The sequence below is a fragment of the Ruegeria sp. AG7 genome (genome assembly GCF_056541545.1).
Genome location: NZ_JBQFYP010000001.1, coordinates 1 through 24,130 on the forward strand (window position 1 = coordinate 1; position 24,130 = coordinate 24,130).

The 24,130-nt window shown below is 57.1% G+C and carries 24 protein-coding genes and 2 tRNA genes; 8 read left to right on the forward strand and 18 right to left on the reverse strand.

What is annotated here, in order from left to right:
- Nucleotides 1-140: 140 nt before the first annotated feature.
- Together ACR0BF_RS00005 and ACR0BF_RS00010 are read left to right on the forward strand one after the other, a co-directional pair.
- The gene (locus ACR0BF_RS00005; protein ID WP_480536734.1) at nt 141-335 is read left to right on the forward strand and encodes a hypothetical protein; all 195 of its coding nucleotides are present in this window, start codon (nt 141-143) and stop codon (nt 333-335) included.
- Nucleotides 335-1,426, forward strand: coding sequence for a tyrosine-type recombinase/integrase (locus ACR0BF_RS00010; RefSeq protein WP_480536733.1), 1,092 nt, complete (start codon nt 335-337; stop codon nt 1,424-1,426). The genes ACR0BF_RS00005 and ACR0BF_RS00010 overlap by 1 nt, the downstream gene beginning before the upstream one ends.
- 41 nt (nt 1,427-1,467) lie before the next feature.
- Here ACR0BF_RS00010 and ACR0BF_RS00015 read toward each other — a convergent pair.
- From ACR0BF_RS00015 to ACR0BF_RS00040, 6 genes are all read right to left on the reverse strand, one after another.
- A tRNA-Phe gene (locus ACR0BF_RS00015) sits at nt 1,468-1,542 on the reverse strand.
- 79 nt (nt 1,543-1,621) lie between these two features.
- Nucleotides 1,622-1,804 (reverse strand): DNA gyrase inhibitor YacG, encoded by a 183-nt coding sequence (locus ACR0BF_RS00020; RefSeq protein WP_480520993.1) that lies wholly within the window; start codon nt 1,802-1,804, stop codon nt 1,622-1,624.
- Nucleotides 1,801-2,823: a ribonuclease E/G gene (locus ACR0BF_RS00025; protein WP_480624005.1), complete on the reverse strand. Its 1,023-nt coding sequence runs from the start codon at nt 2,821-2,823 to the stop codon at nt 1,801-1,803. Before ACR0BF_RS00025 ends, ACR0BF_RS00020 begins: the two co-directional genes overlap by 4 nt.
- Nucleotides 2,820-3,398: a Maf family protein gene (locus ACR0BF_RS00030; RefSeq protein WP_480495053.1), complete on the reverse strand. Its 579-nt coding sequence runs from the start codon at nt 3,396-3,398 to the stop codon at nt 2,820-2,822. The genes ACR0BF_RS00025 and ACR0BF_RS00030 overlap by 4 nt, the downstream gene beginning before the upstream one ends.
- An 11-nt stretch (nt 3,399-3,409) precedes the next feature.
- Nucleotides 3,410-3,628, reverse strand: coding sequence for a translation initiation factor IF-1 (gene infA / locus ACR0BF_RS00035; RefSeq protein WP_005978431.1), 219 nt, complete (start codon nt 3,626-3,628; stop codon nt 3,410-3,412).
- 91 nt (nt 3,629-3,719) lie between these two features.
- Complete coding sequence (locus tag ACR0BF_RS00040) at nt 3,720-4,595, reverse strand: carbon-nitrogen hydrolase family protein (protein ID WP_480624006.1); 876 nt, start codon at nt 4,593-4,595, stop codon at nt 3,720-3,722.
- A 315-nt stretch (nt 4,596-4,910) separates the two neighbouring features.
- Between ACR0BF_RS00040 and ACR0BF_RS00045 the strand changes: the two genes are divergently transcribed.
- Complete coding sequence (locus tag ACR0BF_RS00045; RefSeq protein ID WP_480624007.1) at nt 4,911-6,281, forward strand: KAP family P-loop NTPase fold protein; 1,371 nt, start codon at nt 4,911-4,913, stop codon at nt 6,279-6,281.
- A 55-nt stretch (nt 6,282-6,336) separates the two neighbouring features.
- Here the strand turns inward: ACR0BF_RS00045 and ACR0BF_RS00050 are convergent, their stop codons facing one another.
- The 9 genes from ACR0BF_RS00050 to ACR0BF_RS00090 form a co-directional block, all read right to left on the reverse strand.
- Complete coding sequence (locus tag ACR0BF_RS00050) at nt 6,337-6,930, reverse strand: GNAT family N-acetyltransferase (RefSeq protein WP_480624008.1); 594 nt, start codon at nt 6,928-6,930, stop codon at nt 6,337-6,339.
- Nucleotides 6,923-7,321 (reverse strand): ketosteroid isomerase-related protein, encoded by a 399-nt coding sequence (locus tag ACR0BF_RS00055; protein ID WP_480488382.1) that lies wholly within the window; start codon nt 7,319-7,321, stop codon nt 6,923-6,925. Before ACR0BF_RS00055 ends, ACR0BF_RS00050 begins: the two co-directional genes overlap by 8 nt.
- On the reverse strand, nt 7,318-7,776 hold the full coding sequence (locus ACR0BF_RS00060; protein WP_209505795.1) for an arsenate-mycothiol transferase ArsC: 459 nt from the start codon (nt 7,774-7,776) through the stop codon (nt 7,318-7,320). Before ACR0BF_RS00060 ends, ACR0BF_RS00055 begins: the two co-directional genes overlap by 4 nt.
- Before the next feature lie 3 nt (nt 7,777-7,779).
- The gene (locus tag ACR0BF_RS00065; protein ID WP_480520976.1) at nt 7,780-8,259 is read right to left on the reverse strand and encodes a UPF0262 family protein; all 480 of its coding nucleotides are present in this window, start codon (nt 8,257-8,259) and stop codon (nt 7,780-7,782) included.
- 98 nt (nt 8,260-8,357) lie between these two features.
- Complete coding sequence (gene hisD / locus ACR0BF_RS00070) at nt 8,358-9,659, reverse strand: histidinol dehydrogenase (protein ID WP_480624009.1); 1,302 nt, start codon at nt 9,657-9,659, stop codon at nt 8,358-8,360.
- A 61-nt stretch (nt 9,660-9,720) separates the two neighbouring features.
- Nucleotides 9,721-10,242, reverse strand: a complete 522-nt coding sequence (locus ACR0BF_RS00075) for a GNAT family N-acetyltransferase (protein ID WP_480624010.1) — start codon at nt 10,240-10,242, stop codon at nt 9,721-9,723.
- Nucleotides 10,243-10,719 (reverse strand): DUF2948 family protein, encoded by a 477-nt coding sequence (locus ACR0BF_RS00080; protein WP_480607764.1) that lies wholly within the window; start codon nt 10,717-10,719, stop codon nt 10,243-10,245.
- The gene (gene murA, locus ACR0BF_RS00085) at nt 10,716-11,984 is read right to left on the reverse strand and encodes a UDP-N-acetylglucosamine 1-carboxyvinyltransferase (protein WP_480555604.1); all 1,269 of its coding nucleotides are present in this window, start codon (nt 11,982-11,984) and stop codon (nt 10,716-10,718) included. Before murA ends, ACR0BF_RS00080 begins: the two co-directional genes overlap by 4 nt.
- Nucleotides 11,985-11,990: 6 nt before the next feature.
- Nucleotides 11,991-12,146 (reverse strand): hypothetical protein, encoded by a 156-nt coding sequence (locus ACR0BF_RS00090; protein WP_480624011.1) that lies wholly within the window; start codon nt 12,144-12,146, stop codon nt 11,991-11,993.
- 83 nt (nt 12,147-12,229) lie between these two features.
- Here ACR0BF_RS00090 and ACR0BF_RS00095 point away from each other — a divergent pair.
- Nucleotides 12,230-12,304 (forward strand) — tRNA-Thr (locus ACR0BF_RS00095).
- A 246-nt stretch (nt 12,305-12,550) separates the two neighbouring features.
- Here ACR0BF_RS00095 and ACR0BF_RS00100 read toward each other — a convergent pair.
- Entirely contained in the window at nt 12,551-14,506 is a 1,956-nt protein-coding gene (locus tag ACR0BF_RS00100) for a DUF3604 domain-containing protein (protein ID WP_480624012.1), read from the reverse strand.
- A 340-nt stretch (nt 14,507-14,846) separates the two neighbouring features.
- On the opposite strand from ACR0BF_RS00100, the gene ACR0BF_RS00105 reads away from it, so the two are divergent.
- Together ACR0BF_RS00105 and ACR0BF_RS00110 are read left to right on the forward strand one after the other, a co-directional pair.
- Nucleotides 14,847-15,671, forward strand: coding sequence for a peptidyl-prolyl cis-trans isomerase (locus ACR0BF_RS00105; protein ID WP_480624013.1), 825 nt, complete (start codon nt 14,847-14,849; stop codon nt 15,669-15,671).
- Nucleotides 15,668-16,666, forward strand: a complete 999-nt coding sequence (locus ACR0BF_RS00110) for a HupE/UreJ family protein (protein ID WP_480518992.1) — start codon at nt 15,668-15,670, stop codon at nt 16,664-16,666. Before ACR0BF_RS00105 ends, ACR0BF_RS00110 begins: the two co-directional genes overlap by 4 nt.
- Nucleotides 16,667-17,187: 521 nt before the next feature.
- Here ACR0BF_RS00110 and ACR0BF_RS00115 read toward each other — a convergent pair.
- Complete coding sequence (locus tag ACR0BF_RS00115) at nt 17,188-18,300, reverse strand: linear amide C-N hydrolase (RefSeq protein WP_480624014.1); 1,113 nt, start codon at nt 18,298-18,300, stop codon at nt 17,188-17,190.
- A 220-nt stretch (nt 18,301-18,520) separates the two neighbouring features.
- On the opposite strand from ACR0BF_RS00115, the gene ACR0BF_RS00120 reads away from it, so the two are divergent.
- Nucleotides 18,521-20,065, forward strand: coding sequence for a hypothetical protein (locus ACR0BF_RS00120; RefSeq protein ID WP_480624015.1), 1,545 nt, complete (start codon nt 18,521-18,523; stop codon nt 20,063-20,065).
- 154 nt (nt 20,066-20,219) lie between these two features.
- Nucleotides 20,220-20,975, forward strand: a complete 756-nt coding sequence (locus ACR0BF_RS00125) for an IS5 family transposase (protein WP_480607774.1) — start codon at nt 20,220-20,222, stop codon at nt 20,973-20,975.
- 207 nt (nt 20,976-21,182) lie between these two features.
- Here ACR0BF_RS00125 and ACR0BF_RS00130 read toward each other — a convergent pair whose 3' ends face one another.
- Nucleotides 21,183-23,834, reverse strand: coding sequence for an AsmA family protein (locus ACR0BF_RS00130; RefSeq protein WP_480624016.1), 2,652 nt, complete (start codon nt 23,832-23,834; stop codon nt 21,183-21,185).
- Nucleotides 23,835-24,130: the final 296 nt, after the last annotated feature.

Genomic DNA, 24,130 nt, shown 5'->3' on the forward strand with positions numbered 1-24,130 from the left:
CGCCCATTCCTCGTCCGACATCAGGTCTCGTGCCAAGCTGGTCTCCGTCGTAGATACCAGCTTGAATCATGCCCGCCGACAGATGTGAATCCCTTTTGTCAACATGACCTAGTCTCACTATCAACGTTAATGAGAAACGCATGCTGAAACAGTCTGAGGCGGCGGTTTACACTGGACTTCCTCCAAAGCTCTTCAAAACAACGTGCCCCGTCCAACCAATTGAAATGCGGCCCGGCACAGTCCTTTGGGACAAGCGCGATCTGGACAATTGGATTGATACAATGAAGGAAGGGGCCGAGATGGCAACGCAGGACGTCATTCTTGGCAAGTTGTAATGACACGTGTCAGGGTTAGAGGTTTCAAGATATTCGATGATCGGCACGGGAAACCGCGCTGTTATCATCGCGCCACGAGTCACAAGATCGACCTGGAAAAAACTCCGTTAGGATCGGCTGAGTTTTTTGCGGAATGTGCCCGCATTGCTGCCATTGTAGAGGCGAAGAAGGCGCAAGCACCTAAGCCGGGAACCCTTGGCGGTCTGGTCAATTCCTATTTCCAGACTGAACACTATGGCAATCTGTCGGACGCCACCAAGCGCGACTACCGCAAGTGCTCTGACTTCCTGCACCCAATCCGGGACACGCCTGTTTCCGCAATAACGACGCCCCTCGTTTCGGGCATCCATGACAAAGCGGCGGACAAGATTGGCTGGCGGCGAGCAAACATGGTCCGCACCTTCCTGAGTCAAGTGTTTCGTTATGCCATTCCGCGCGGTCTGATCGACCGGGATTATGCGGCAGGTGTCATTCCCAAGCCGCGCCCGAAAAATCGGCCCTATGCCAACCGGCCTTGGACGGTGGAAGAACGCGCAGTTGTGCTGGATCGGGCCGCCCCGCACGTTCGAGTGGCGGTGGCGTTGATTATGAATACCGGCCTTGATCCGTCCGATGCGCTTAAGCTGACCCGTCGCCAGATAGACGGCGACACGATCTGGGGCGTCAGGGGCAAGACGGGCCAGGAAGTTGCCGTTCCAATCGGTCCGACGCTGCAAGCGGCTCTGGATGCTGCGCCCACGCACGACGCCGTGACCATCCTTGCCTCATCAAACAGAAAGCCTTGGACCTACAACGGCTTTTCGACGGTCTGGTACCGCTTCAAGAAAAAGCTGGAAGCTGAGGGCGCTGTGCAACCCGGCCTGACACTCAAGGGGCTGCGGCATACCGTGGCCACGACACTGCGAGAAGCAGGGCTTGAGGAACGCCAGATTGCGGACCTGCTGGGGCAAAAAACCCCATCGATGGCTCGCCATTATTCCCGATCCGCCAACTTGGCAGAGCGTAACCGGATAACGATGGAAACTCTGGAGAAGGAGAACGAACGCCGATCAAAAATTGTCAAACCCTTCAAGAAAACTGTCAAACCCTGAAAGGTTCAAGGATGAATATTGAGCATTATCAAGAGTTTGAATGGTGCCCGGGGGCGGAATCGAACCACCGACACGAGGATTTTCAATCCACTGCTCTACCCCTGAGCTACCCGGGCACGGGAACGACGTTTGTCGTTGGGTGGAGGCGTTCTATGACTTGCTACCGGCAGTGTCCAGAGGCTTTTTTACATTTTTTCAGTGCGGTCGCATTGTATTGTGTTCGTCCGTATCTCCCTCGGTCTCAGGGTCGTCTTCGCGCTGAGACGGGACCGCGTAAGAGCCATTCAGCCACTTGGCCAGATCAATGTCTGCGCAGCGTTTCGAACAGAACGGGCGGAACTTCTTTTGCGTTTCTTCTCCGCAGATCGGGCAGCTCATTTCAGGATCTCAGCGACAGGTAACCGGCTGCGTTTGCGCTGCAACTCGAAATGACCCAGAGGTGTCCACCCCGCCAATATCGTCTCGTCCGGATCCGACTTGAAGGCGGCACGCAGGGCGGATTCGAACCCTCGGCGGTCTTTCTTGGGCATCGGAGCCAGATCCAGTGTGATCTGCCCTGCCAGCCCGCGCACACGCAATGCACGTGGCAGAGCTTTGGCACAAGCGAAGTTGGCTTTTGTTCCTGCCGCCAGCGACGTATCCGCGCCTGTGTTCACATCTACGGCCACTAATGCGCGGGTCGGTTCGATATAGAGGTGTCCGCCTCCGGGTAGAGGTTCGGAGATGCCACGGGCAACATCCAGCGCATCCAGCACACCATGGGTTTCAAAACTGCCGGTTTTAGTCACAACCTCGGCAGGATCGGTCCAGTCGCGCCATGCGAGGATATGCGGGCTGTCACCTTCGCTGAGCAGTTCGACGTCGGACCCCTCGTCGTTCATCACTTGTTCAGCTTGCGCAAGCATGGCCGAAATGTCGTCGGCAATGTCACCGGCATCCGCATCCATGCAGCAGGAGCGGAGGATCAACCCGTAGGGGCTGTCGCCCATTTGTTCATGCGCGATTTCAAGCAGTTGATCCCGCCTGTCTTCATCCTTGATGCTGCGCGAGATGTTCAGGCCCGGCGCGTCGGGCGTGACAATGGCAAAGCGACTTTTGAACAGGATACGGTTGGTTACAGGGATGGCCTTGCCAGGCTCGGCATATCCGCCAACCTGCACCAAAAGCGTGGCACCCGGCGCCAACCCTTTGACTTGTCGCAGAAAAGCTGGGCCGTCGGGTGTGGTCAGGAACATGCCGCCCTGCCCCTTGACCGGTCGATCGGCACGGGCGCGATAGATGGTGCCCGGCGCGGGTGCGTCGGCGGCGATCAGGAGATCATCAAGCTTTCCGTCGACCATCAATGCCGCGGCCTCGCGGTCTTGGATATGGTCCAGAACGATGGTTCGACCCTTCATGATGCCTCGCTATATAGTGGGTAGCCGATCCCTTGCAGCAAGGCGGCGGTCTCGGACAGGGGCAGCCCCACGATGCCAGTGAACGAGCCCGAAATCCATGGGATGAATGCGCCAGCAGGGCCTTGGATCGCGTAGGCCCCGGCTTTACCCTGCCAATCACCGGTCGCTAGGTAGGCGTTGATTTCAACGTCCGACAGGCGTTTGACCTTGACCTGCGAGACGACATCACGTTGCAGGATGCGATTCCCGCGCCGAACGGCGACCGAAGTGATCACCCGGTGACGACGACCGGACAAAGCGTACAGGAACTCTGCGGCCTGACCCTCATCCTCGGGCTTGCCCAGAATACGCCGCCCCAGTGCAACAGTCGTGTCCGCGCAAAGCGTGATGTCGTCGCTATCCGATTGAACTGCCTTTACTTTTTCACGCGTAATGCGGCTGCAATACGGAACAGGAAGCTCACCCTTCAGCGGTGTTTCGTCTATGTCAGGGGGGCGGATGGCGTCGGGCTGCACGCCAAGCTGCGCCAGCAGGTCCAGCCGCCTTGGGCTGCCCGATCCCAGGATAAACGCCATCTCGGCAGGCGTTATTTGAAGCGGTAGTTGATCCGACCCTTGGTCAGATCATAGGGGGTCATCTCGACCTGAACCTTGTCGCCGGCCAGAACACGGATGCGGTTCTTGCGCATCTTTCCTGCCGTATGTGCGATGATTTCATGGCCGTTTTCCAGCTCGACCCGAAACGTCGCATTAGGCAGGAGTTCCTTCACGACACCGGGAAATTCGAGCGTATCTTCCTTGGCCATGTTGTCTCCATCATTAGGTTGCGCCCGCAGAATCTGCGGGGATGTGCGCTTAAATGAGCCTATTTTTCCCTTATTTCAAGGGCGGATTCATCTAAAGGGTGGATAATGTGACCGTTTCGACTCGGGCGTCCTGCTCTGGCCAATGGGTCCGGTTCAGCACGTGGCCATCGGCGCGGACCTCGGCGATGGCGGACAGGTCGACATCCGCATAGGTCCAGCCGGGCTGGTTCAGAGCGCCCTCGGCCAGCACTCCGGTGGCCGGAAACCCCTTGTCCGGCGGGCCGAAAACGCCGCCCATGCCGGTGTTCATGTCCACAGCTACGGACCAGTCGTTGGCTCCGACCAGTGACGACATAACTGTAACACATTGATTTTCCAATGCTCTTGACATTGCCCCGATGCGAACACGCCAATACCCTGACAGCGCTTCGGTGCAGGACGGTACAAGGATCATATCCGCTTCGCTGAGTGCGCGGCCCAGCAGGGGAAACTCGCTGTCATAGCAGATCAGAACACCGATTTTGCCCAGCGCGGTGTCGAACAGCTTGAGCGGACCGCCCGGAGCGATGTCCCAGTCCTCGCGTTCAAAGCGGGTCATGATCTGCTTGTCCTGATGGTCGCGGCCACCGTCCGGGGCGTAGAACGCGGCGCGGTTCACCGGGCGGCCGGACCCATCCACAACCGGGGCCGATGCACCCAAAATGTACGTTTTGTACGCGCTTGCGAGGCGCGAATGCAAATTTTGTACATCCTCGAACCGGTCCGAAACCGCGCGGATTGAGCGTTCGAGATCACCCGCCACGTCGGCACCATCGAGCGTCGACACCTCCATCGCGCCGTATTCGGGGAACACCAGCAGCCCGGCCCCCTGCCCGGCAGCTTCGGCAACCCAACGGTCCAGCTTGTCCTCGTACTGCGCCCAGCTGTCGAGCCAGTCGAGATTATACGCTGCGGTTGCGACTTTCATTGATGGGATCCCCTGAGCCGATGTGTCGTGGCACTAAACCGTGAGAGCCGCCGCGTGTACAGATCAAACTGGCGCTGAGGTTGGGTGAGAGGCCTTATCTGCCATTTCCGTTCTGATGAGATAATGTCGATAAAGTTTGCAGAACACAGCCACAAACAGGGCCTCCACCACCTTTTTCCCTCACTTGTCATCCAAGAAACATGTTGCGCGAATTTTCTAGACGAGGGTGTATCATTCAAAGAAAAGATCGTGGCTTTTTGCGCACGGGTAACTTCGACACTTTGCTTTGAAAATTGTTTTTAGGTGAGGCCTTTCATGAAAGATAACAATACTCAAAACCCATGGGAACGAGACCTTCTTGGTTATGAAGCTATCGGTGAAGCTTACACAAACCTAATTCAATCGATTGACGACTCAAAGGTAGTTTCAATTGAGGCTGGGTTTGGTCGTGGCAAGACATTCTTTCGCGAGGCTTGGGCTGCTCATCTTAGGAACGCCGGTGAAGTGGTCATAGAGATTGATGCACAGCAATCTGACCACTCAGGTGATCCTGTAGTGACTTTTCTTGCTGCACTGATGGAGAGTTTGGAACCTGCCGACAAAACGTTGTGGACGAAGGCGATTTCAAAGGGAACCGTGTTTGCGCTTGGCACTGCAAAACTCTTCGCCAGTTTTGCTGCTCGCAAGGCTGGCGAGGAAGCTGTTGATGCCATTGAGAGCTGGTTAAAAAGCGATAACGACGAAAGCGAACTTGATAAAATTGTCGCGGATTTTAGCAAGGAAGCATCAAAGTCATTAAGCGCACAACTAACAGCGCAAATTGCGGCGGAGCGCGTCCGCACTCAAGAAATGCCTGACCAAATGAAAGCGCTGAGACAGGCACTGACGGCAGAGAAGAACACCCAACGAGTGGTAATTCTGATTGATGAGCTCGACCGGTGCCATCCTGAGTATGCAATTTCCTTACTTGAAGCGATGAAATTGGTCTTCAATCAAGATGGTTTTGTTTTCGTACTCATGGTAAACGCAGACCATCTGGAACGACTGGCGGGGCGCCTTTTCGGTGCTGTCACAGATGATGAGCGGTACCTGGACAAGTTTGTTGACATTCGGCTGCAATTGCCAACAACCGATGAACATATTGGGCAAGCCGCATTTGAATTCGTAAGAGCCTTGCCATTCGGACAGCCATTCGGTGACGGTCCGGAGTTCTCTGTGGAACGGGCGGCCGATTTAGCAAGGACTTTGGCGCCAGTCAGTAGGCTTACTATGCGGCAAATAAAGCGACTGTTGCTCAAGGTTGAATTGGCGCTGCGGTGCTATAAAGATGTGCCGTTAGATGCGCCTCTACTTGTTTTTTTAGCTTTCCGAGATGCCATGACATCGAAACCGTTATCTGAAAATTTCTTACCAAGAGCGAGATTAAGCAAAAAGTTTGTGGATGGCCTCAAAGAACGACACGACCGATCGGACCCAATGAATGATGAGAAAATACTACAAAATAGACTAAATAGCTTTATTCACGACAATTGCACAGAACTCCTTAAGCTGCCAATTGACCGTTATCGATTGCCGGAAAAGGACAAGAATTACTACGACTGGGCAAAGGTTATGTACTTGGCGGATCATTATCTGGATTCTCACCAGAATATTCTGAATGCAGTTCATCGGATTTCTGTTGAGTAACTCGAACCGAGTAGGCTCAAACACGCACCGACGCCATTACCCACCAACCCGAACCCTACAAATCCCTGATCCAGAACTGCAACGGCTTCAGCGTTTCTCCCTCTTCCCCGATATCCTTCCACGAGAATTGGGCGATTGCGCCGGGTAAGGGCTTGTATCCGCGGGCGCGCCAGAAGGTATCCAGTGGGCGGTAGTGGTCGGGGCGCAGGGGGTGGTCGGTGGGGCGTTGCACGCTGCAAAAGGCGCATTTGGCAAAGCCCAGATCGCGGGCGTGCCCCTCGCGCGTGTCGAAGAATTTGTGGCCGACGCCCTGCCCGCGATAGTCGGGCAGCAGGACGGATTCAGCGCAATAGAAGATCTGCGACAGGTCCAGCCCGGTGTCTGCGAAGGCCGCGGCGAAATCGTCGGCGTGGTCGGTCAGCGGCGCACCGGTCGAGGCGCCGATCAGGCGGTCGCCATCGAAGGCGCCGACCACGATGGCCTTGTCGCTGTCGCGGTAGGATTGCAGGTAATTGCGTTCGTATTCCAGATCGCCGTCATAGAGATAGGGCCAGGCGTGAAATACCCTGATCCGCAGGCGGGCGACATCATCCAGAGCGGCCCCGAGTGCCGCTCCGGTCAGGGGGCGGACGTCGGTGACGTCAGCCATTCGAGACCTGTTTGGTCCAGTCTGCAAGGTTATAGAAGGTGGTGACGCGGGTGATCTTGCCGTCCCTGAGGTCAAAGAACGACCCGGCAGGCAGGCGATAGGTCTGGCCGTGCGCGTCGGGCAGGCCCTCGTCGGTTTCCAGATAGGTGCCGTTGACGATGAATTCGGCCGCGGCGCGGGTGCCGCCCTGAGCCTCGAACACGACGATGTCGGTCAGGTTTTCTCGGTAGCAGCGGTTCATATGGGCGCAAAAGGCGGCGAACTTGTCCTTGCCGACGCGAATCTGACCTTCGTTCACGTGATGGGCCACGTCATCGGACAGGCAGGCCAGCATGCCATCGACGTCACCGGCGTTGAAGGCATCGAAATAGGTTTTGACGGTCTGGTTCATGTCCCCTCCGTTGGTTCGCCCCAGCGGTCTTTCAGATGCTGAATGATCTGGTCGCGGGTCTGTCGGTAGTGGTGTAGCTTTTGTTCGCGGGTCTCGCCCATCCCGGTAGGGTCCATTATTGGCCAATAATCGACATCGAGGTGAAAAACACGGGTCAGTTCCAGCGCCTGACGCTGGCTGGCGGGTGAAAGCGCCACAACCAGATCGAACGAGCTGAGGTCATCGCCCCATTCCTGCATCTCGTCGAAGGAGCGCGACCGGTGGCGGGACAGTTCCACGCCGACCTCGTGGCAGACCGCGATGCTGAAGCCGTCGATTTCCAGATCGTTATGCACACCGGCGGACTGGACATAGGTGCCGGTGCCATAGAATTTCTTCATCAGCCCCTCGGCCATCGGGGACCGAACCGCGTTGTGGTCGCAACAGAACAGGACCGACTGCGGCAGAGGCTTCACGCGTCAGCCCCCAAAATGCAGAACGCAGATCAGCGTGAACAGGCGGCGGGCGGTGTCGGTGTCGACATCTGCCTTGCCTTCCAGCCGTTCCTGCAAAACACGGCTGCCTTCGTTGTGGATACCCCGGCGGGCCATGTCGATGGTTTCGATCTGGCTGGGTGGCAGCGATTTCACCGCGTCAAAATAGCTTTCGCAGATCTGGAAGTAATCCTTGACCACCTGCCGGAAGGGGCCGAGCGACAGGTGAAACTCGGCCGCTTTTTCGTTGGCCTCGGTTTCAATGTCGAAGACAAGCCGTTTGTCGCGGATCGAAAGCTGGAGGTGATAGGGGCCCTCGGGCACAACGCGGTCGTCGCGTTTGGGCAGCGAGAAGCTGTTTTCTTCCAGCAGATCATAGATGGCGACCTTGCGCTCCTGCTCGATCTCGGGCGTTGGCGGCGGCAGATTTCTATCATCCAGTTCGATATGCGAGATGCGGGTCATCTTTACAGTCACATTCCTTGCGTCAGCACAGACCTATAACAATGATATTCGGCGAGCAACGCACAGAAACGCCATATGCGCCCGGTCTTTGCGTCATTTCAGCCATTCAGGCGGTTCAGGCGCGCGGTGACCGAGAGGCCATGCGCCTCGAGGCTTTCCGAGCGCGCCAGCTGTTCGGCGGCAGGACCGATGGCACGCAGAGCTTCGGGGGTCATCTGGCTGAGCGTGGTGCGCTTGAGGAAGTCCATCACGCTGAGGCCTGACGAAAACCGTGCCGAGCGGGCGGTGGGCAACACGTGGTTGGGACCGCCAACGTAGTCGCCGATGGCTTCGGGTGTGTACTGACCCAGAAAGATGGCTCCGGCGTGGATGGTTTTTTCGCTCAGCGCGCGCGGGTCGGCCACGCAAAGTTCCAGATGTTCCGGGGCAATGCGGTTGGACAGGGCTGCGGCCTCGTCCAGGTTGCGCACGGTGATCACCGCGCCGTAGTCACGCCAGCTGGCCCCGGCGATGGCGCGGCGTTGCAGGGTTTCCAGCCGTTTTTCGACCGCCTGCGCGACAGATTGGCCGAATGCGGCATCGTCGGTGATCAGGATCGACTGCGCGCTTTCGTCATGCTCGGCCTGGCTGAGCAGGTCCAGCGCGATCCAGTCGGGGTCATTGTCCTTGTCGGCGATGACCAGAATTTCCGAGGGGCCCGCGATCATGTCGATGCCGACCTTGCCAAAGACGCGCCGCTTGGCGGCGGCGACAAAGGCGTTGCCCGGCCCGGTGATCTTGTCGACCGGCGCGATGGTGTCGGTACCATAGGCCAGCGCCGCCACGGCCTGCGCGCCACCGATGCGATAGACCTCGTCCACACCCGACAGCTGCGCTGCCAGCAGCACCAGCGGGTTCACCTGTCCGTCCGGGGTGGGCACCACGATGGCCAGCCGTTCCACACCGGCCACCTTGGCAGGGATCGCGTTCATCAGCACCGATGACGGGTACGAGGCCAACCCACCCGGCACGTAAAGCCCTGCGGCCGAAACAGCAGACCAGCGCCAGCCGAGTGTTGCGCCCGTCGCATCCGTCCATTCCTGATCCTCGGGCATCTGCCTTTCGTGGTAGGCCCGGATGCGGGAAGCGGCCAGTTCCAGCGCCGTGCGATCTTCGTCCGAGACCTGCGCCACCGCATCCGCGATATCCTGTGCGCTGAAGGCCAGTGTTTCGGGTGTCAGCGTCAGCCGGTCGAATTTGGCTGTCAGTTCGATCACCGCCGCATCGCCCCGGTTGCGCACATCGTCGATGATCTGCGCCACGACCGCATCCACATCCGGGCTGTCCTCGCGCTTGGCCAAGAGCAGGGTCCGGAAGGCGGGTTCGAATTCGGGCGATGTGGTATCAAGGAAGACGGGCATGATCTGGCACTCCGGGCGTTGCGCATTGGGACATATCGCCCGGAGCGCGCGGCCTCAACCCTCAGTCCCCAAAGTGCAGCGATTTGCGCATCGGGTATTGCGGAATGCCGTGCCAGTCACCGGGCCGGCCTGCCGGTTGCCATTCCTGTTTCAGATAGAACGCGTGCGCCGTTTGGGTGGCATCCAGATGCGCCTCGGCACAGCCGCACACAGCCAGTTGCCGTTCCAGCCGGTTGAGCAGCGCGCGCCCCACGCCCTGCCTCGTATGATCCGGATCGACATAGAGCAAAGTGACCGTCCCAGTTTCCAACAGCCCCCCGACGGCGGCCACCTGCCCCCGGTGTTCGGCCAGCCAGATCTGCGATCCGGGCCTGAACCAGCCCCGTATGGTGGCCGGGTCCTTGTTATCGGTCCACCGCCTTTGATGGTCCGGGTCATTCTTGTGATCGGCCGCGCAAAGCTGCGTGATCGAGCGGATCAGAACCCGGCTGAGGTCGAACACGTCGAACACGGTGGCCGGACGCAGGGAGATCCCTTCGGGCACCTTTGAAAACGCCTGAGAAATCCCGCGCTTGTTCTGCATCTATTCGGGGTGATGCGGGGCCTGACGGGATGGGGCCTGATAGGGGCGCGTGACGTCCTTGAGGGTGGCATCCAGCGCCTCGACCGTCAGGCGGATCGCGCCGTCACCGGCCAGCGTCAGCAGGACATGGCCCGCGCCATCCTCGCCGGGTTCGAAAACAACTGACATCAGCGACATGACCATGTCGGTGTCACCGCGATCAATGCCCTGACTGGACACCGAGAGAACCGAACCGAAGACCAGCACCGACTGCACCCGTTCAAACGGGCGGTCGCGGCGGGCGGCGGCATCCTTGTCTTCCCAGCGGAAGCGGTTCAGCAGCAGGCCAAAGCGGCGCTGCGCCGGTTGCCACTTCATCTCGGTCACAGGAAACACGGCATCCTGCGCGAGGGTCGAGATTACCTGAAGGTCATCTGCATCCTCGGCCCCAAGATTTAGCGGCGCCTCGCGCCCGTCTTCAAAACTTGCGTCTGTCATTGACCCTTGATCCGTTCAATCTTTGCACCTACGCCTTCCAGCTTGCGCACCACATGTTCATATCCGCGGTCCAGATGATAGACCCGGCTGACCGTTGTTTCGCCTTCTGCCGCCAATCCGGCAAGGATCAGCGAGACCGAAGCCCGCAGATCCGTCGCCATCACCGGCGCCCCTTTCAGGCGTTCAACACCGGCGACCGTGGCGGTGCCGCCATGCACCTCGATATGCGCGCCCATGCGCACCAGTTCGGGGGCGTGCATGAAGCGGTTTTCGAAAATGCGTTCTTCGAGAACCGAGGTGCCCTCAGCCGTGCACATCAGCGCCATCATCTGCGCTTGCAGGTCGGTCGGGAAGCCGGGGAAAGGTTCGGTCACCACATCCACCGCGCGCACGCGCCCGTTTTTGCGCGCCACTTTCAGACCGCCTTCGGTTTCTGAAACGCTGACGCCTGCCGCATCCAGTTTGGCCGCAAAGGATTCGACCAGTGACATGCGCCCGCCCAGCAGTTCCACCTCGCCGCCACAAATCGCCGGGGCCAGCATATAAGTGCCCAACTCGATCCGGTCGGTGACAACCTGATGTGTGGCCCCGTGCAGCCGGTCGACGCCCTGAATTTCGATGGTCGAGCTGCCTTCACCAGAGATCTGGGCACCCATCTTGCGCAGGCATTCAACCAGATCGACGATCTCGGGTTCGCGCGCGGCGTTCTTGAGCACCGTGGTGCCCTTGGCCAGCGTGGCGGCCATGACGATGTTTTCTGTTGCTCCGACAGAGGCAAAGCGCATCTGATGCACGGCCCCTTTCAGACCACCCGGAGCCTTGGCGTGCAGATAGCCGTCCTTCAGCTCGATCTCGGCGCCCAGCGCCTCGAGCCCTTCGACATGCAGGTCCATCGGACGGGCGCCGATCGCACAACCGCCCGGCAGTGACACGACCGCCTGCCCGAACCGCGCCAGCAAGGGACCCAGCACAAGGTTGGACGCACGCATCTTGCGCACGATGTCATAATCGGCGGTCTGACTGGTCAGGCTGTGACTGGACATTGCAATCACCTGACCGTCCTGCAGCGACGACACCTCGGCCCCCAGCGATTGCAGCAGCGCGGTCATGGTCTTGATGTCGCTCAGCCGCGGCGCATTGGTCAGCGTCAGCGGTTCTTCGCTTAGCAATGTTGCGGGCATCAGCGTCAGGCACGCATTCTTGGCCCCCGCAATCGGTATCTGACCGTTCAGCGGGCCATTGCCCGTTACCAAAATCGAATCCATCTGCTCTTATCCCTTGTCCTTGTCAGGCTTGTCCCCCGCGGTCGCGCGCGCCTTGGCCTGCGCCTTGCGACGCGCCATGTTGGCCTTAAGCGCCGCCTTCAGCCGCGCCTCGCGCGCATCGCCGGGTTTACCTTGTTTTTTGGGTGAATTTTTTTCCGTCATGATCTTTCTCTACAGGAGGCGAAAAAAACCGTCCAGACACCCTTGCGCCGCGTTTCGTTTGAGTCTAATCACCCGCCCACAGCGCTGCTGTAGCTCAGAGGTAGAGCACTCCCTTGGTAAGGGAGAGGTCGAGAGTTCAATTCTCTCCAGCAGCACCATATCCCTTAAAAATTCACGTAGTTATCAATATATTACGCTTTTGAGTATATTTTCGGCTTACTCCTTGGCCCACCTTATGGAAATACCATTCTCAATTTGGTTGTTTGCTATCCGAAAAATCGGCGCGAGTACCAACTGTGGTATACGATATTGGTTTTCTCGAAGCCTTGCGACACTTCCGGTAGCACAGCAGCGCCATCAAAGGGGCTGTCGAGGGTTACTGTCATCCCAAATTCCGCCATCCGTCAGCCTGCCGGCGTGTACCAGATCGGCGAGGTATAGGCGCGCTCCTGCTGCGACATTGGTGCGCCTTCAGGAATCTCGATCCCGTAGCGATAGGCATCGTAGACATACCAAGGCGGTGTGGGGATCTCCAATACCCGGGCGTAGTAGAAGGCCGGGCGTGCCGGATCGAAATCCGGGTCGGTCCAGACAGTCGCGAGTTCGGATGCGCCAATCGAGTTAGCCCAGCTTGCCGTCGCCACATTCACCGTATCGCCTACCGCGGGCAGCATGCCATCCGAGCCGGGGACGCGCCCGTCGGACCAGGCGACGTCATAGATGGCTTCGCTGGTCGTGCCGTCCTCATTGAGCCAGCCCTTCACGACCTGGATGCGGTCGAGGTTGGCGCCAATCGGATCCCTTAGCGCGGCCACCATGAATGTTGGCGCCTCGGCACCATCGGGTGCAGCGGACAGGTCAGCGCCCATTGGCACGCCTTTCGAATACCCTACGGTTGACGGAATACGAGATGCGATATCGGCCTCGTCAAAGTCCCAGCCACCGAAGAAACGAACCGATATTCTAGGGCCGGTCGTGGCGTAGACTTCCTTGCGCGCCATGGCGTCGAAGATGCTTTCGCGGGTATTCTCCTCGGCCCAGACCGCCGTGAGACCGGCAGCGACCATCTGCCAAGCGAACAGCTCACCGTTTTCATTCTTCATGAAAGGATGCTGCATCCGCTCTGCGGACGGCTCGTACCCGGTGTGCTTGCCAAAGAAATTCTCTTCTTCGGCGGTCACAAGACCGGTATGACTGTCTGTCGCGCCGCTGAACCCAAACTTGTAAGGATTTGTCCCGAACTCAGCTTCCAGCGCCAGCCCGCTCTTCAGCGCTTCGCGGGCATATTCTCGCGCCAGCATATCCTCGGTCTTGGCTTCGGATAGATCGAGGTTGCCGACATCCCAATTGTAATAGTCGGCAAACTCGTCATTCGGGCTGAGAAACGGGTGTGCCTCGCCGTCGCCCTTGATCTGAGTGATCTCATAGAGCGGTTCCCATTTGGCCCGGGCTTCAACGTACTCTTGAGTCACAGGCGAGCCGTCGAACCGGATGTCGATCGGAAACATTACGCCGTTGGACAGGTTGCCGTTATGTGCAAGTGCCAGCACCGCGCCGTTGGTCTTCTCCTCGTAGGCCTCGAGATAGGCATAGAGATCCATGGGATCGGGACTGCCCCAGGGCGGCGTCATCACCATGGGAACAACTTGCCCAACGCGGTCCGGCCCATCGCGGAAAATCACGTTGCGGTGCATGTTGTTGCCCGCGACGAGCGAAGTCCATTCGAACCCGAGCATTGGGGTAAAGATGCCGGGCTCGTAGAAGCGCTCGGCGGTCTTGAGGTTGTCCGACCAAATCGTTGCGAACCTTCGCGAGCCGGGCATGTAATTGTTGAACATTTCCTCTTCGATGGCGCCCTGAGAAACGCTTCCGATCAGGTCAAGCGCTGTATCCACTGCTGTCTGTCCGCCCGCGCGGAACCCGTCGGACCAACGTTTGCCCTGTTCATAGCGCGTTACCGACGGATTGCCTGCAAGAGCGTCGAAGATCATGCCCATACCATCCGAGTGATCTGCAATAACCAGCCAGTCTAATGGGCGCGACAGGCGAACAGGCTGGCCAGAGGACGCGATGATCTCTTCTCCGCGCGCAAAACGATAAGCATCCTCATGGTCAAGGCGCGCACCGAAACCTCCGGCGTCCATAGATTGTCCCGTATGAAGATGCGTCTCTCCCCAAAGTGGCCGTTCCGGGAAAGTTCGACCAGCATAGGGTGAATAGGCCGGCGCTGGATAGGTATCGGCGAGCTGTTCCGAAGTTGGGGTCCATTCCTGCGCATGGGCTGGCATTGCCGTAGTGAGGACAGTCGTTGCGAGCAAGGCAATCGCGTTTTTTACGGCGGCGTGTCTCTGCTGTTCCATGTCTTCTCCTCCCAACGCTTCTGTTTTAGCATAAAACCATATTTTAGCGGTTTGGTCGAACAGTCCCCATGACCGAGATCAAACGGACGTCGTGCTTGGTATAGAGATTTGGCGTTGGAAATCTGGTCTGATTAAGGGCGCCCGTTTGGTGCCAAAGCTTCCGTGCCACGATACCCTTGATCATCGTCGAATGCATGGAATCCGGCGGCAAGCGTCGCGAGGTTGGCGATTGTAATTGCCTCAAGATTACTTGGGTTTTGTGTAATAGCTTGCAATCACATCGCCGACCGTAGAGCTTACCCCCTTGTGGCGACTGATACCCGAAGGCCTGATGATACGCATGCACACGCTTCTTCTTTCCCCGCTTGTCCATTTCTTCGCGCTTGGTGCCCTGATCTTTGCCGCATACGCGGCGATCGAGGATGAGCCAGTTGCGCTCAGCCCCGATATGATCAGCTTGACCGAGAGCGAGGCAAACCGACTGGTGCAGAACTTCATTGCCACCTGGAACCGCCCCCCCACGATCCGGGAGTTGGAGAACTTGATGCAATCGTGGGCGCTGGAAGAGGCCTATGTCCGCGAGGCGCTGATCCTCGGACTTGATCAAGGCGACGTGGTCATACGCCAGCGATTGAACCAGAAGATGAAGTTCCTCGCAGAATCCGGCGCCGCGATGGTGGAACCAGATGAGGCCATGCTTCAGACGTATCTGGACCAAAACCCGGAACGGTTCACGCAAACCGCTCGAATGGCTCTGGAACAGATCGTTGTGCCCGGAGATCGGGATACCTTAGAACTTCTGGCGCTGCTGGAGAACGGTGCCGACCCGGCGACGCTGGGACCGGCTACTCTACTGCCACAGTCCTTTCCGATAACGCCTTCGCCGGTGATCGACCGCACATTTGGAGAGGGGTTCCACGAGGCGCTGGCGGACCTGCCGGTCGGAAAATGGCAGGGTCCGGTCGAGAGCGGCTATGGCCTGCATCTCGTGCGGGTAATCGAGAGAATGGACGCCGTGCTGCCACCGCTGTCCGAAATCCGCGACCGCGTAAAGGCCGAATGGCTCGCCGCTGAGACAAAGAAGATGCGCGAAAGCTTCGGTCAAGCGCTGCTGGACCGCTACACCATTATCTTGCCCAACGCCGAAGAGGTGTTGAACAGATGAAACGGCTGCTGTTACTTCTGCTCGCCATTTCCGCCATCTGTCTGCCGGGATACGCGCCGGCCCACGCGCTTGATCCAGGGTATCTCGATCTCGCGTCCATGGGGCAAGAGCGCTGGCGCGTGACCTGGCGCGCACCTGACGTGAACGGTCGAATGATGCCCATAGAGGCTCGCCTGCCAGGGAACTGTTCACATGAGCCGCCTCCGTCACCGTCCTTTGATGGACGTGCCTGGACAACCGCATGGGTAACCACCTGTCCAGGAGGCCTTGAGGGCGGTGTGATCGAGATCGTCGGGCTGGAGCAGACCAGAACGGAAACCTTAGTGCGGTACGAATTGGAACCGGGACAGACGCAGGTGCGTCGCCTGACATGGACCGAAACCGCATTCACTGTACCTGAGGATCCTGGGGTTCTCGACATCCTTTCGAGCTATGTCGCGCTCGGAGTGACACACATCCTCGAAGGCCTTGATCACCTGCTTTTTGTCTTCGCACTTGTGCTGCTGATACGCGATCGCAGTCGGTTGTTCTGGGCGATCACGGCGTTCACCGTTGCGCACAGCATCACGTTGGCTTCGGCCACTCTCGGCTGGCTGAACCTCCCTCCTCCACCTGTCGAGGCCGTGATTGCGCTTTCAATCGTGTTCCTCGCCCATGAGCTATCGCTTTCACCGGAGAACCGTGACCCGTTGGCCGTGCGTTTCCCCTGGATCGTCGCTTTCGCATTCGGCTTGATACATGGTCTGGGGTTCGCCGGGGCACTGAGAGAGATCGGCTTGCCTGAAGGGGACATTCCACTGGCCCTGTTTGCTTTCAACGTCGGGGTAGAGCTTGGTCAGATCCTGTTTATCGTTGTGGTACTGACCATTGGGTTCGCGGCCCGGCTTCTCTATCCGGCAGTAAAAGAGCGAGCGGTCCAGCTTGAACACGTGACAAGTTACTGCATTGGTAGTCTAGCCGCCTTTTGGGTGATTGAACGGATTGCGGGATTTTGAGCGAAGTTTGAAGAAGCTACCGAAAAAGCCACTGGTGCAAACCTTCGCCCGCGAACACCTATCCAAGCTTTATCGGCGGCTACTCCAAGTTGTCTGACGTGGATTGGAATAAGCGTGAGGTCATAGCAATTCATCTGGTTCATCTACGAAACTACACAAATGCATTACTGCGGTTGTTGGATTGGTTTGATTGAAACAGGGCTTTCGGATCAAAAGAACCACTTATGCCGTCATCGTTATTGATTTCGGTGTATATAACAAGTTGGGTGAAAGGCCCTCTGGCTAGATCAATTCAGTGTAAGTGGTGACAGCGCCAGGGTTGGTATTAATGGTCGTGTCTTAGGCTCAGGACCTACAAATCTTGCTCGTATAAAGTGATCTGCTGGCTGCGAGGAGCTGCAACTATTCAATTCGGGCGGAGGTCTGCCTTGGTTCAGGGGATTTAGGCTCGCAATGTTCCGCCGCCCCGGATTTCCGGAGCGGCGGTTGTCATGTGATACTTGGAGGGGTCGGTCTAAGTTTCAGGAGTTCGCGTTGCAGGTCCCCCATTTTACGTCGCCATTGCCATCATTGGCCTGCTGGATGAGGTCGGCGCAGACAGGACCGTCGAAGGCCTTCGTGTCCTCAATGTTGAAAGTGATCGTCTGAGCCGTATCCATGGCGCGGGTGCGAATATCCCCATTGTCCAAGTTGTACTGGAAGCTTACCCAGGTGGGGTAGTCATCGCCTGCGCCGTTGTCCTGCGGGTCCTGGATGTTCAAGGGCACGGTCACCGAGTAATCGAAGGCCTGCTGGATGCGGCCCAGCGTTTCGGCGTAGTTCAGATCGCTGTAATCCTGGTTCATTGACGTCCAGAGCATCCGGACATTGCGGTTGGCCGACCCGATGTCGGCAGGGATGCCTTGCCCCGACGGATTGTTTGCAAGATCAAATTGGGCGGCGTACTCGCGCTGGTCCTGCTGGAGCGGGCTGTTGACCATGACCCGCAGATCGCTGTCGGTATCGCCGGTGTAGACGACCTCCAAGCCACCTTCGTTGAGCTGGAAGAGTGCGATATGGCCGCTTTTGTCGACCGCCGAGAAGTGCACGCCGTGGTAGCTGTCGCTGCCGCGCATCTTTGCTCCCCAGGCGATCTGGAAATCTCCGGCCTCGTGTCCGGCGACGACCTCGGCCACGGTGGCGTAGTTCTCGGCGATGAATGTCGTCAGGTCTGCCATGTTGACCGCTGGCGCACCGCTATCCTTGTGCTCGGTAACGAACGGTTTGGAGTCGTTCATGTAAAGGCCCATGGCGCTCAGGCCCTGGTCGTTGATTGCCTCGGCGGTGACACCGTGGAATGTCTCGTGCTCTTCCATGGCAACCGTGTGATACTTGACGGTCCATTCCTTTACGTTGGCGTATTCGGCAACATCAGAGGAAACGCGGGCTTCGCCCTCCGGGTGGACACGGGCATAGGCGCCCAGACGGCTGCCGCCCCAGTCCAGCGAACGGGTCACGATTGTGCCATAGTCCGTGTCGGCAACGAAGCGCGAACAAGCATTGGCTGTGACGGCAGTGGTGGTCACAGTGGCAGCCAGGATGGCGGTGATGGCGGTGGAGGTCAAGGAGCGGTTCTTGGTGTTGGAGGCTTTCATCTTTCTGTTTCCCTTCGGCTTTTGCGGATCTGTCCGCGTTTTCGATGATTGGGACTTAGCCAACGGTGTGATGAAGCGGGACGTCGACAACTGTTAACAACAGTTGGGCGATCAGAGCCGAACGCCAACCGATCCACCCGATGGGGAGCAATTTTGCAAACAGGTTGCAAGCGCGGGCTTGCGGCTTAGAGTTTAGGGGTTGAAGCTACAGAGGCTGACCATGAGAGACCAACCGAGCAACGAAGAGATAGCCCAACAACTTGAGCAAATCCTGGCATCGCCTGACTTTACGGCTGGCCCAAGGATACAGAAATTCCTCGCCCACATTGTTACCGAAGAACTTGAGGGTCGGGGCGAATACCTGAAGGGCACTGCTCTTGCGATGGATATCTTCGGACGCGGCGCCGATTTCGACTCAAACAATGACTCCATTGTCCGAATCGAAGCGATCAAGCTGCGCAAGGCAATTGAACACTACTACCTGACGGCTGGTGTCGCCGACGAGATCATAATCACTGTTCCGAAGGGCAGGTATCGCCCGCAGTTCGTGCGGCGCGCGGTAGAGGAAAGCAAAATCCAAAAAAGAATCCCTCGTGGACTACCAACACTCGCAATCTTGCAGTTTGAAGGTGCGGACTCCGAAAAAGCCCTGATTTTCCGAGAAGGGTTGCCTGAGGAGATCGCGCTCGAGCTCGCCCGCTTTGGCCAGATCAAAGTGTTGTCAGGTTGGCACACCGACCACTCAACGCGGGAGGTAGGGCAACAAGAACTTATAGAGAGCTCAGACTACATCTTGAGAGGCAATGTCCGGGAGGCTGGTGGGAGCCTGCGTGTGTCAGTTCAACTCGACCGAAACCCTGGAAAAGCTTTAGTCTGGTCCGACAGGTTTCGCGTTTCCGGCGATTCAGAAGATCCCTTCGATGTGCAGGAACAAATTGCGCGGCAATGCGCGACCCGTATGGCGGACGCCTACGGCGCAGTCGCCGAAGATCTCAATGCGCAATACTCCGGGAGGCGTGCGGAAGATGCAGGTGTCTTTGAGGCCCTTCTGGCGTTTCACGCACACATGCGGACTTCACGCCGATCCAGTCTCGAAGAGTTCAGTGACCTCATCGACACCGCGCTACGCGACAATCCTTCGAGCGGGTTGGCCCACGCGCTCAAGGCCATTGCACTAATCGAGGAAGCAGCTTTGGGCGCCCGGTCTGCGGAAGATGTTGTCTCCGATGGAAGGAGCCATGCAGAAACGGCCATCGCGTTGGCACCTAACTGTCAGGAAGCTCTCTACGCCGCTGCGAGTTTCGCGCGATTCCACGGTGAGAACACCCGGTACGCAAACCTGATAGAGCGCGCTATCGAGGCGAACCCGAATGCCACGTTGTTGACTGCGATGGTGGGAGGTTGGCTCGCCGCAATCGGGGACACGCGAGAAGCGACAGCCATGATCGAAGGCGCAAGAGAACACAACCCGCTACTGCCAATCTGGATCAACATCCCTTGTGCGCTCGATCCCTTCATGCGGGGCGAATACGAGGTGGCCTCGGATATGATCAGCGAGGTGGATGGCCGTGACAATCTGTACGACTGGATGCTGATTGCCGCCATGCATGCAATGGCCGGGCGAATAGATATGGGGAAAAAGGCTCTGGCGGCATTCTTCGAGGCCGGGGTCGACCCAGAATATTTCCTGCGTTCGATCCCGCTTGCGGAGCCTGTCGCAGGACGCATCGAGCAGGGGATTAGCGCTCTACTCTCCGTTAAATGAGCTCCAACCGAACGCGGGCTTTGGAAATTGGCGCTGTGTTTTGCTAACGGTTGCCCCTTCCGTCAGACGGCGGAAAAGTCGGCATTCTTGACGTTAGATATGGCGGTTCCAACCGGCGTAAGCCCGTGATTCAAGGGCGACGGGAGGAATGCACATGTCGCATCTGTTTTGGCATAAGTCAGACCACGTGAACCGCATCAAACACCTTTTCCCGAAACCTCGCGGGGGTGGACGATCCGACGACCGAATGGTGCTTAGCGGTATCATCCATGTCATTCGAAACGGCCTTCGGTGGCGAGACGCTCCGGCGGATTATGGGTCGCACAAGACGCTCTACAATCGTTTTGTGAGATGGTCCCGCATGGGTATCTTTGCCCGTATCTTTAGGGAACTGGCTCAGCCAGGACAGGATGGTGAAACCATCATGATCGACAGCACTCACCTAAAGGCACACCGAACAGCGTCAAGCCTCTCAAAAGGGGGGGCTCGAACGCGTGCCATCGGTCGCACAAAGGGCGGTTTGAACAGCAAACTGCACACGGTCTGCGACAGACGTGGAAGGCCACTGACGTTCTTCCTCTCATCCGGCCAGATGAGCGATGCAAAGGGTGCTATGGTGTTGCTGGGCAGCCTTCCACGAGCCAAATCACTCTTGGCAGACAAAGGGTATGATGCAGACTGGTTCCGTGAGGCGCTTGCCGAACGCGGCACCGAGGCCTGCATACTGGCGCGACGTGGTCGAAGAAATCCGGCTGAACATGACGCCAAGCTATATCGTCAGCGCCATCGCATCGAGAATCTGTTTGCCAGATTGAAAGACTGGCGCCGTATCGCGACGCGCTATGACAGGTGCGGTGACTTGTTCCTGTCCGCCATATGCCTTGCCGCGACCGTCATCTTTTTGTTGTGAGTCCTGACCGTAGGGACATGGCAACCTGGAACGCATAACTTTGCCCCGAGACATCAATTGAGCTGTTTGGGTCAAAGTTCAGCCAGACGCAGAATGCGGAATCGTTGCTTTCGGCATTGGTTAAAGTGATAAAGAACGTGCGGTTTTTCGGAAGAATTGTCTGCTTCTTAAACCCTAGATTTGTTCTTTCTCTGTCGGCCCCCGCCGCTACTGCAATTGCAAGATATCCGGAACGCATAGCTTTCTTTTTGTCGGCATTTTGTCCGCACCATCCGATCGTTTCAGTCTTTTTGGTCCGTCTTTGACCTTAACCTTCGGCTTAGCCAGCGGGCCCTTTAAAGTCACTGGCCACGGACTTCTCGAAAGAGGCTCTCCGATTTTGCGGGGTTGTAGATTTAGGTCCAAGGCCTTGCCCGCCAAATCAACAGCACCAAAGACGACAACCTGGACGTGATCTGTTTCCAACGTGGTTTGTTTCGTCGAGAGGTTCCCATTGGAAATACTAATCGGCGCTCGCAGACATACAATTGGAGCTACCTTCTGTTTTTCCTTGGTAAACACCCAAGGTAGCAGCCCTAACCCTGCCAGATCTAAAAGCTGGGTTTCGATCGAGCCATCACGCAGTGACACTGTGGCGTTGCCGCTCATAGTGTTAGTAAAATGCTTAGGTGAATCGGTTCCCCCTGTCACCGAAAAGTCTGTATAGATCTTACCGCTCGCGCCTTTCTTGAAGTTCAGATTGTGAAGAATATCCTCCAACTGCCAGCCACCCGCTTTGCCGGTCAACGTGAGCAGGTGCGCGTCGTTTGATAGATCCATTTGCCCGCTGACGTCAAAACTTGCGCCCCCGTATTCAAACTTCAAAGGCCCAGCCTTCAGCTCGTTTTTGTTGAGCGTCAGTTCGCTCTGCAAACTGCTGATGCCCTTGGCACCCTCTATGTGCCGAAGGTCGATGTCGACATCCATATCCATACCGGACAAGAGAATTGAACGCCCGATAGGTTTAAGCGTTACATCTCTTAGCGCACCTTGGTCGCGCTCGTCTTCTTGCTTAGTTTCTTTCTCTTCCGGCTCTGGACCGCCTATTTTCCTCAACTGTGCAGCAGCCTGAACGATGGTTCGGATCTGATCTACCTTTATCAGGTCACTCTCTATGGAACCCTGCAGTACAGGGTCACTTGTCGCATCATCAAGATCGGCCACAATTTGCAAGACCGAGTCGGCAACCTCGACGTTGGCACTCGCGTTCCAATCAGTGCCTTCACTAGCGATGTCTATTTCAAGGCGAGCCTGCCCAGTTTCCACGCGTTCAAGCGATAGAGCCTCCAATAGGTCCGCTCCGGATGGGACTGCGACATCAATGGCCAAATCCAGGTCCTCGAATTTAAGTACATTTTTAACAGTGCCATGCACCTCGAGGTTCCAGACTTCCGTTTCGCTTGTCTTTGCATCCAAATTCGTCAGCGAAAGCTGATTGATGTCACCGTTCAAATGGAAGCCGCCGGAAAACCTGCCGAGTTGGTCGTCCGGTCCTAGGAGTTCTGGTGAGATCAAACTGCTTGCATGAATATCCATTAGGCCTTCGGCTGATATTCCTTGCACCTGAAGCGCGTCATCGACCGAACCTTTCAAAATGATAAACGGATTGGCGGGTTCCCCAATTCTCAGGTTGATGCTCCCGACCCTTAAGGCGCCTTCGGGTGTTCTAGAGAGCTCGGAGAACTCCATCGGGGGCGGGCCTTCGCCAGACGTGTCCAACGTGAAGCCGTTGGTCTCAATAACCATTTGTCGCTGCGGAACCTGCCCGGGCACGCTGTCAATAACCATGTCGACCGCGATAAGTTTAAGATCATATCGCGATGCGGCAGGGGCTGGTTCAGCATCTTCAGGGTACAACCTAATGCGGGTTGTCAGCGATACGTCTTCCGGGTTTCCCAATTCTCCGACCTGCCCCGTCAGCGAAAGGCTTTGTCCGCCTTCCAATTCAGCCGATACAGATAGGTCGTCAATTCGTGCTACGCCGTCAACTGATTTGAACGTTGCACCAATATTCCCAGTACCTTCCAAAACGCGGTTTAGCTTCAGGATATCGAGAAACTGGCCAAGTTCGGCAACATCTAAGGTCGTTTTCACTTGTAACCCGTTCTCTTGAGGGACTTCCTGAGCGGCAATCGAGATCTGTTCGAAGTTCACTGCAACCTGAAACGGGTCTTCCGCGGGAAATGTCCCGTTCAGATCAAAACTCTCTCCGTTTAGCGAACCAGTCCCAACTGCGGTCGCAACGTCGGTTTCCGTATCACGCTTCAAAAGCAACTCAGGCAGCTGCAGATTCAACTCAAGCCCGTTTAGATCGTTCCGGTAAAGAACGGCAACATTAGTCAGGTCAATTTTGTGGTCCGATAGAATTCCAGCTACTGGCAGTTTCGGAGATTTTGCAGGTTTCCCGGCATTAACGTCCGCTTGGGAAATGGACTGCCAGTTTCCGACGCCTGCTTTGTCTGTGATCAGGTTCAGGTGAACCCCCAAGAGAGAAAGGTCACTCAGCGAAAGCTTACTGTTCCAGAGGTCGCGCGCGGAAACTTCAAACTCAATTTCATCGATTGCTGCCAAGTTCACATCAGCATTCGGAGGTCCAGGCAATACCAGCCCCGCCGCTGATACCTGCAATTGCCGACCAAGACCCAGACGCACTTCATCTTCAATTCTAACCTCTTGACCAAGTTTCTTAGAGATCAGATTTTCAACGAAAGTTTTTCTGACAGAGGAAAACAACGCAGAAGACAGGAAAAGCCAAGCTGCCAACACAGCGACAAACGCGACAGCGCAACAAATCAACATACCTTTCGCAACGTATCGCAAGGCTTTCTCCTAATATTCCGTTTCATCCCGTGGGCAACCTAGACCATTTGATCAATAAATTAATGAAATATATGGTCGGCTACTATTCTGAACTGTAAATGACCTTGACCGTATAGCTGGCACTCTCGCCGATTTGGTCGAACGTCTAAGAAACGGGTAAATGACCAACGCTCTGTTTGTGCGGCACACCGGCCTGTTGCACAAATCAGGGGGTGAGCACACTTCCCCTTTCCCCGGACGGATTTATGCTACGGGCTCAGTGTTGGTTATGCCAAGAGCTGTGCAGCGGTTGAGCA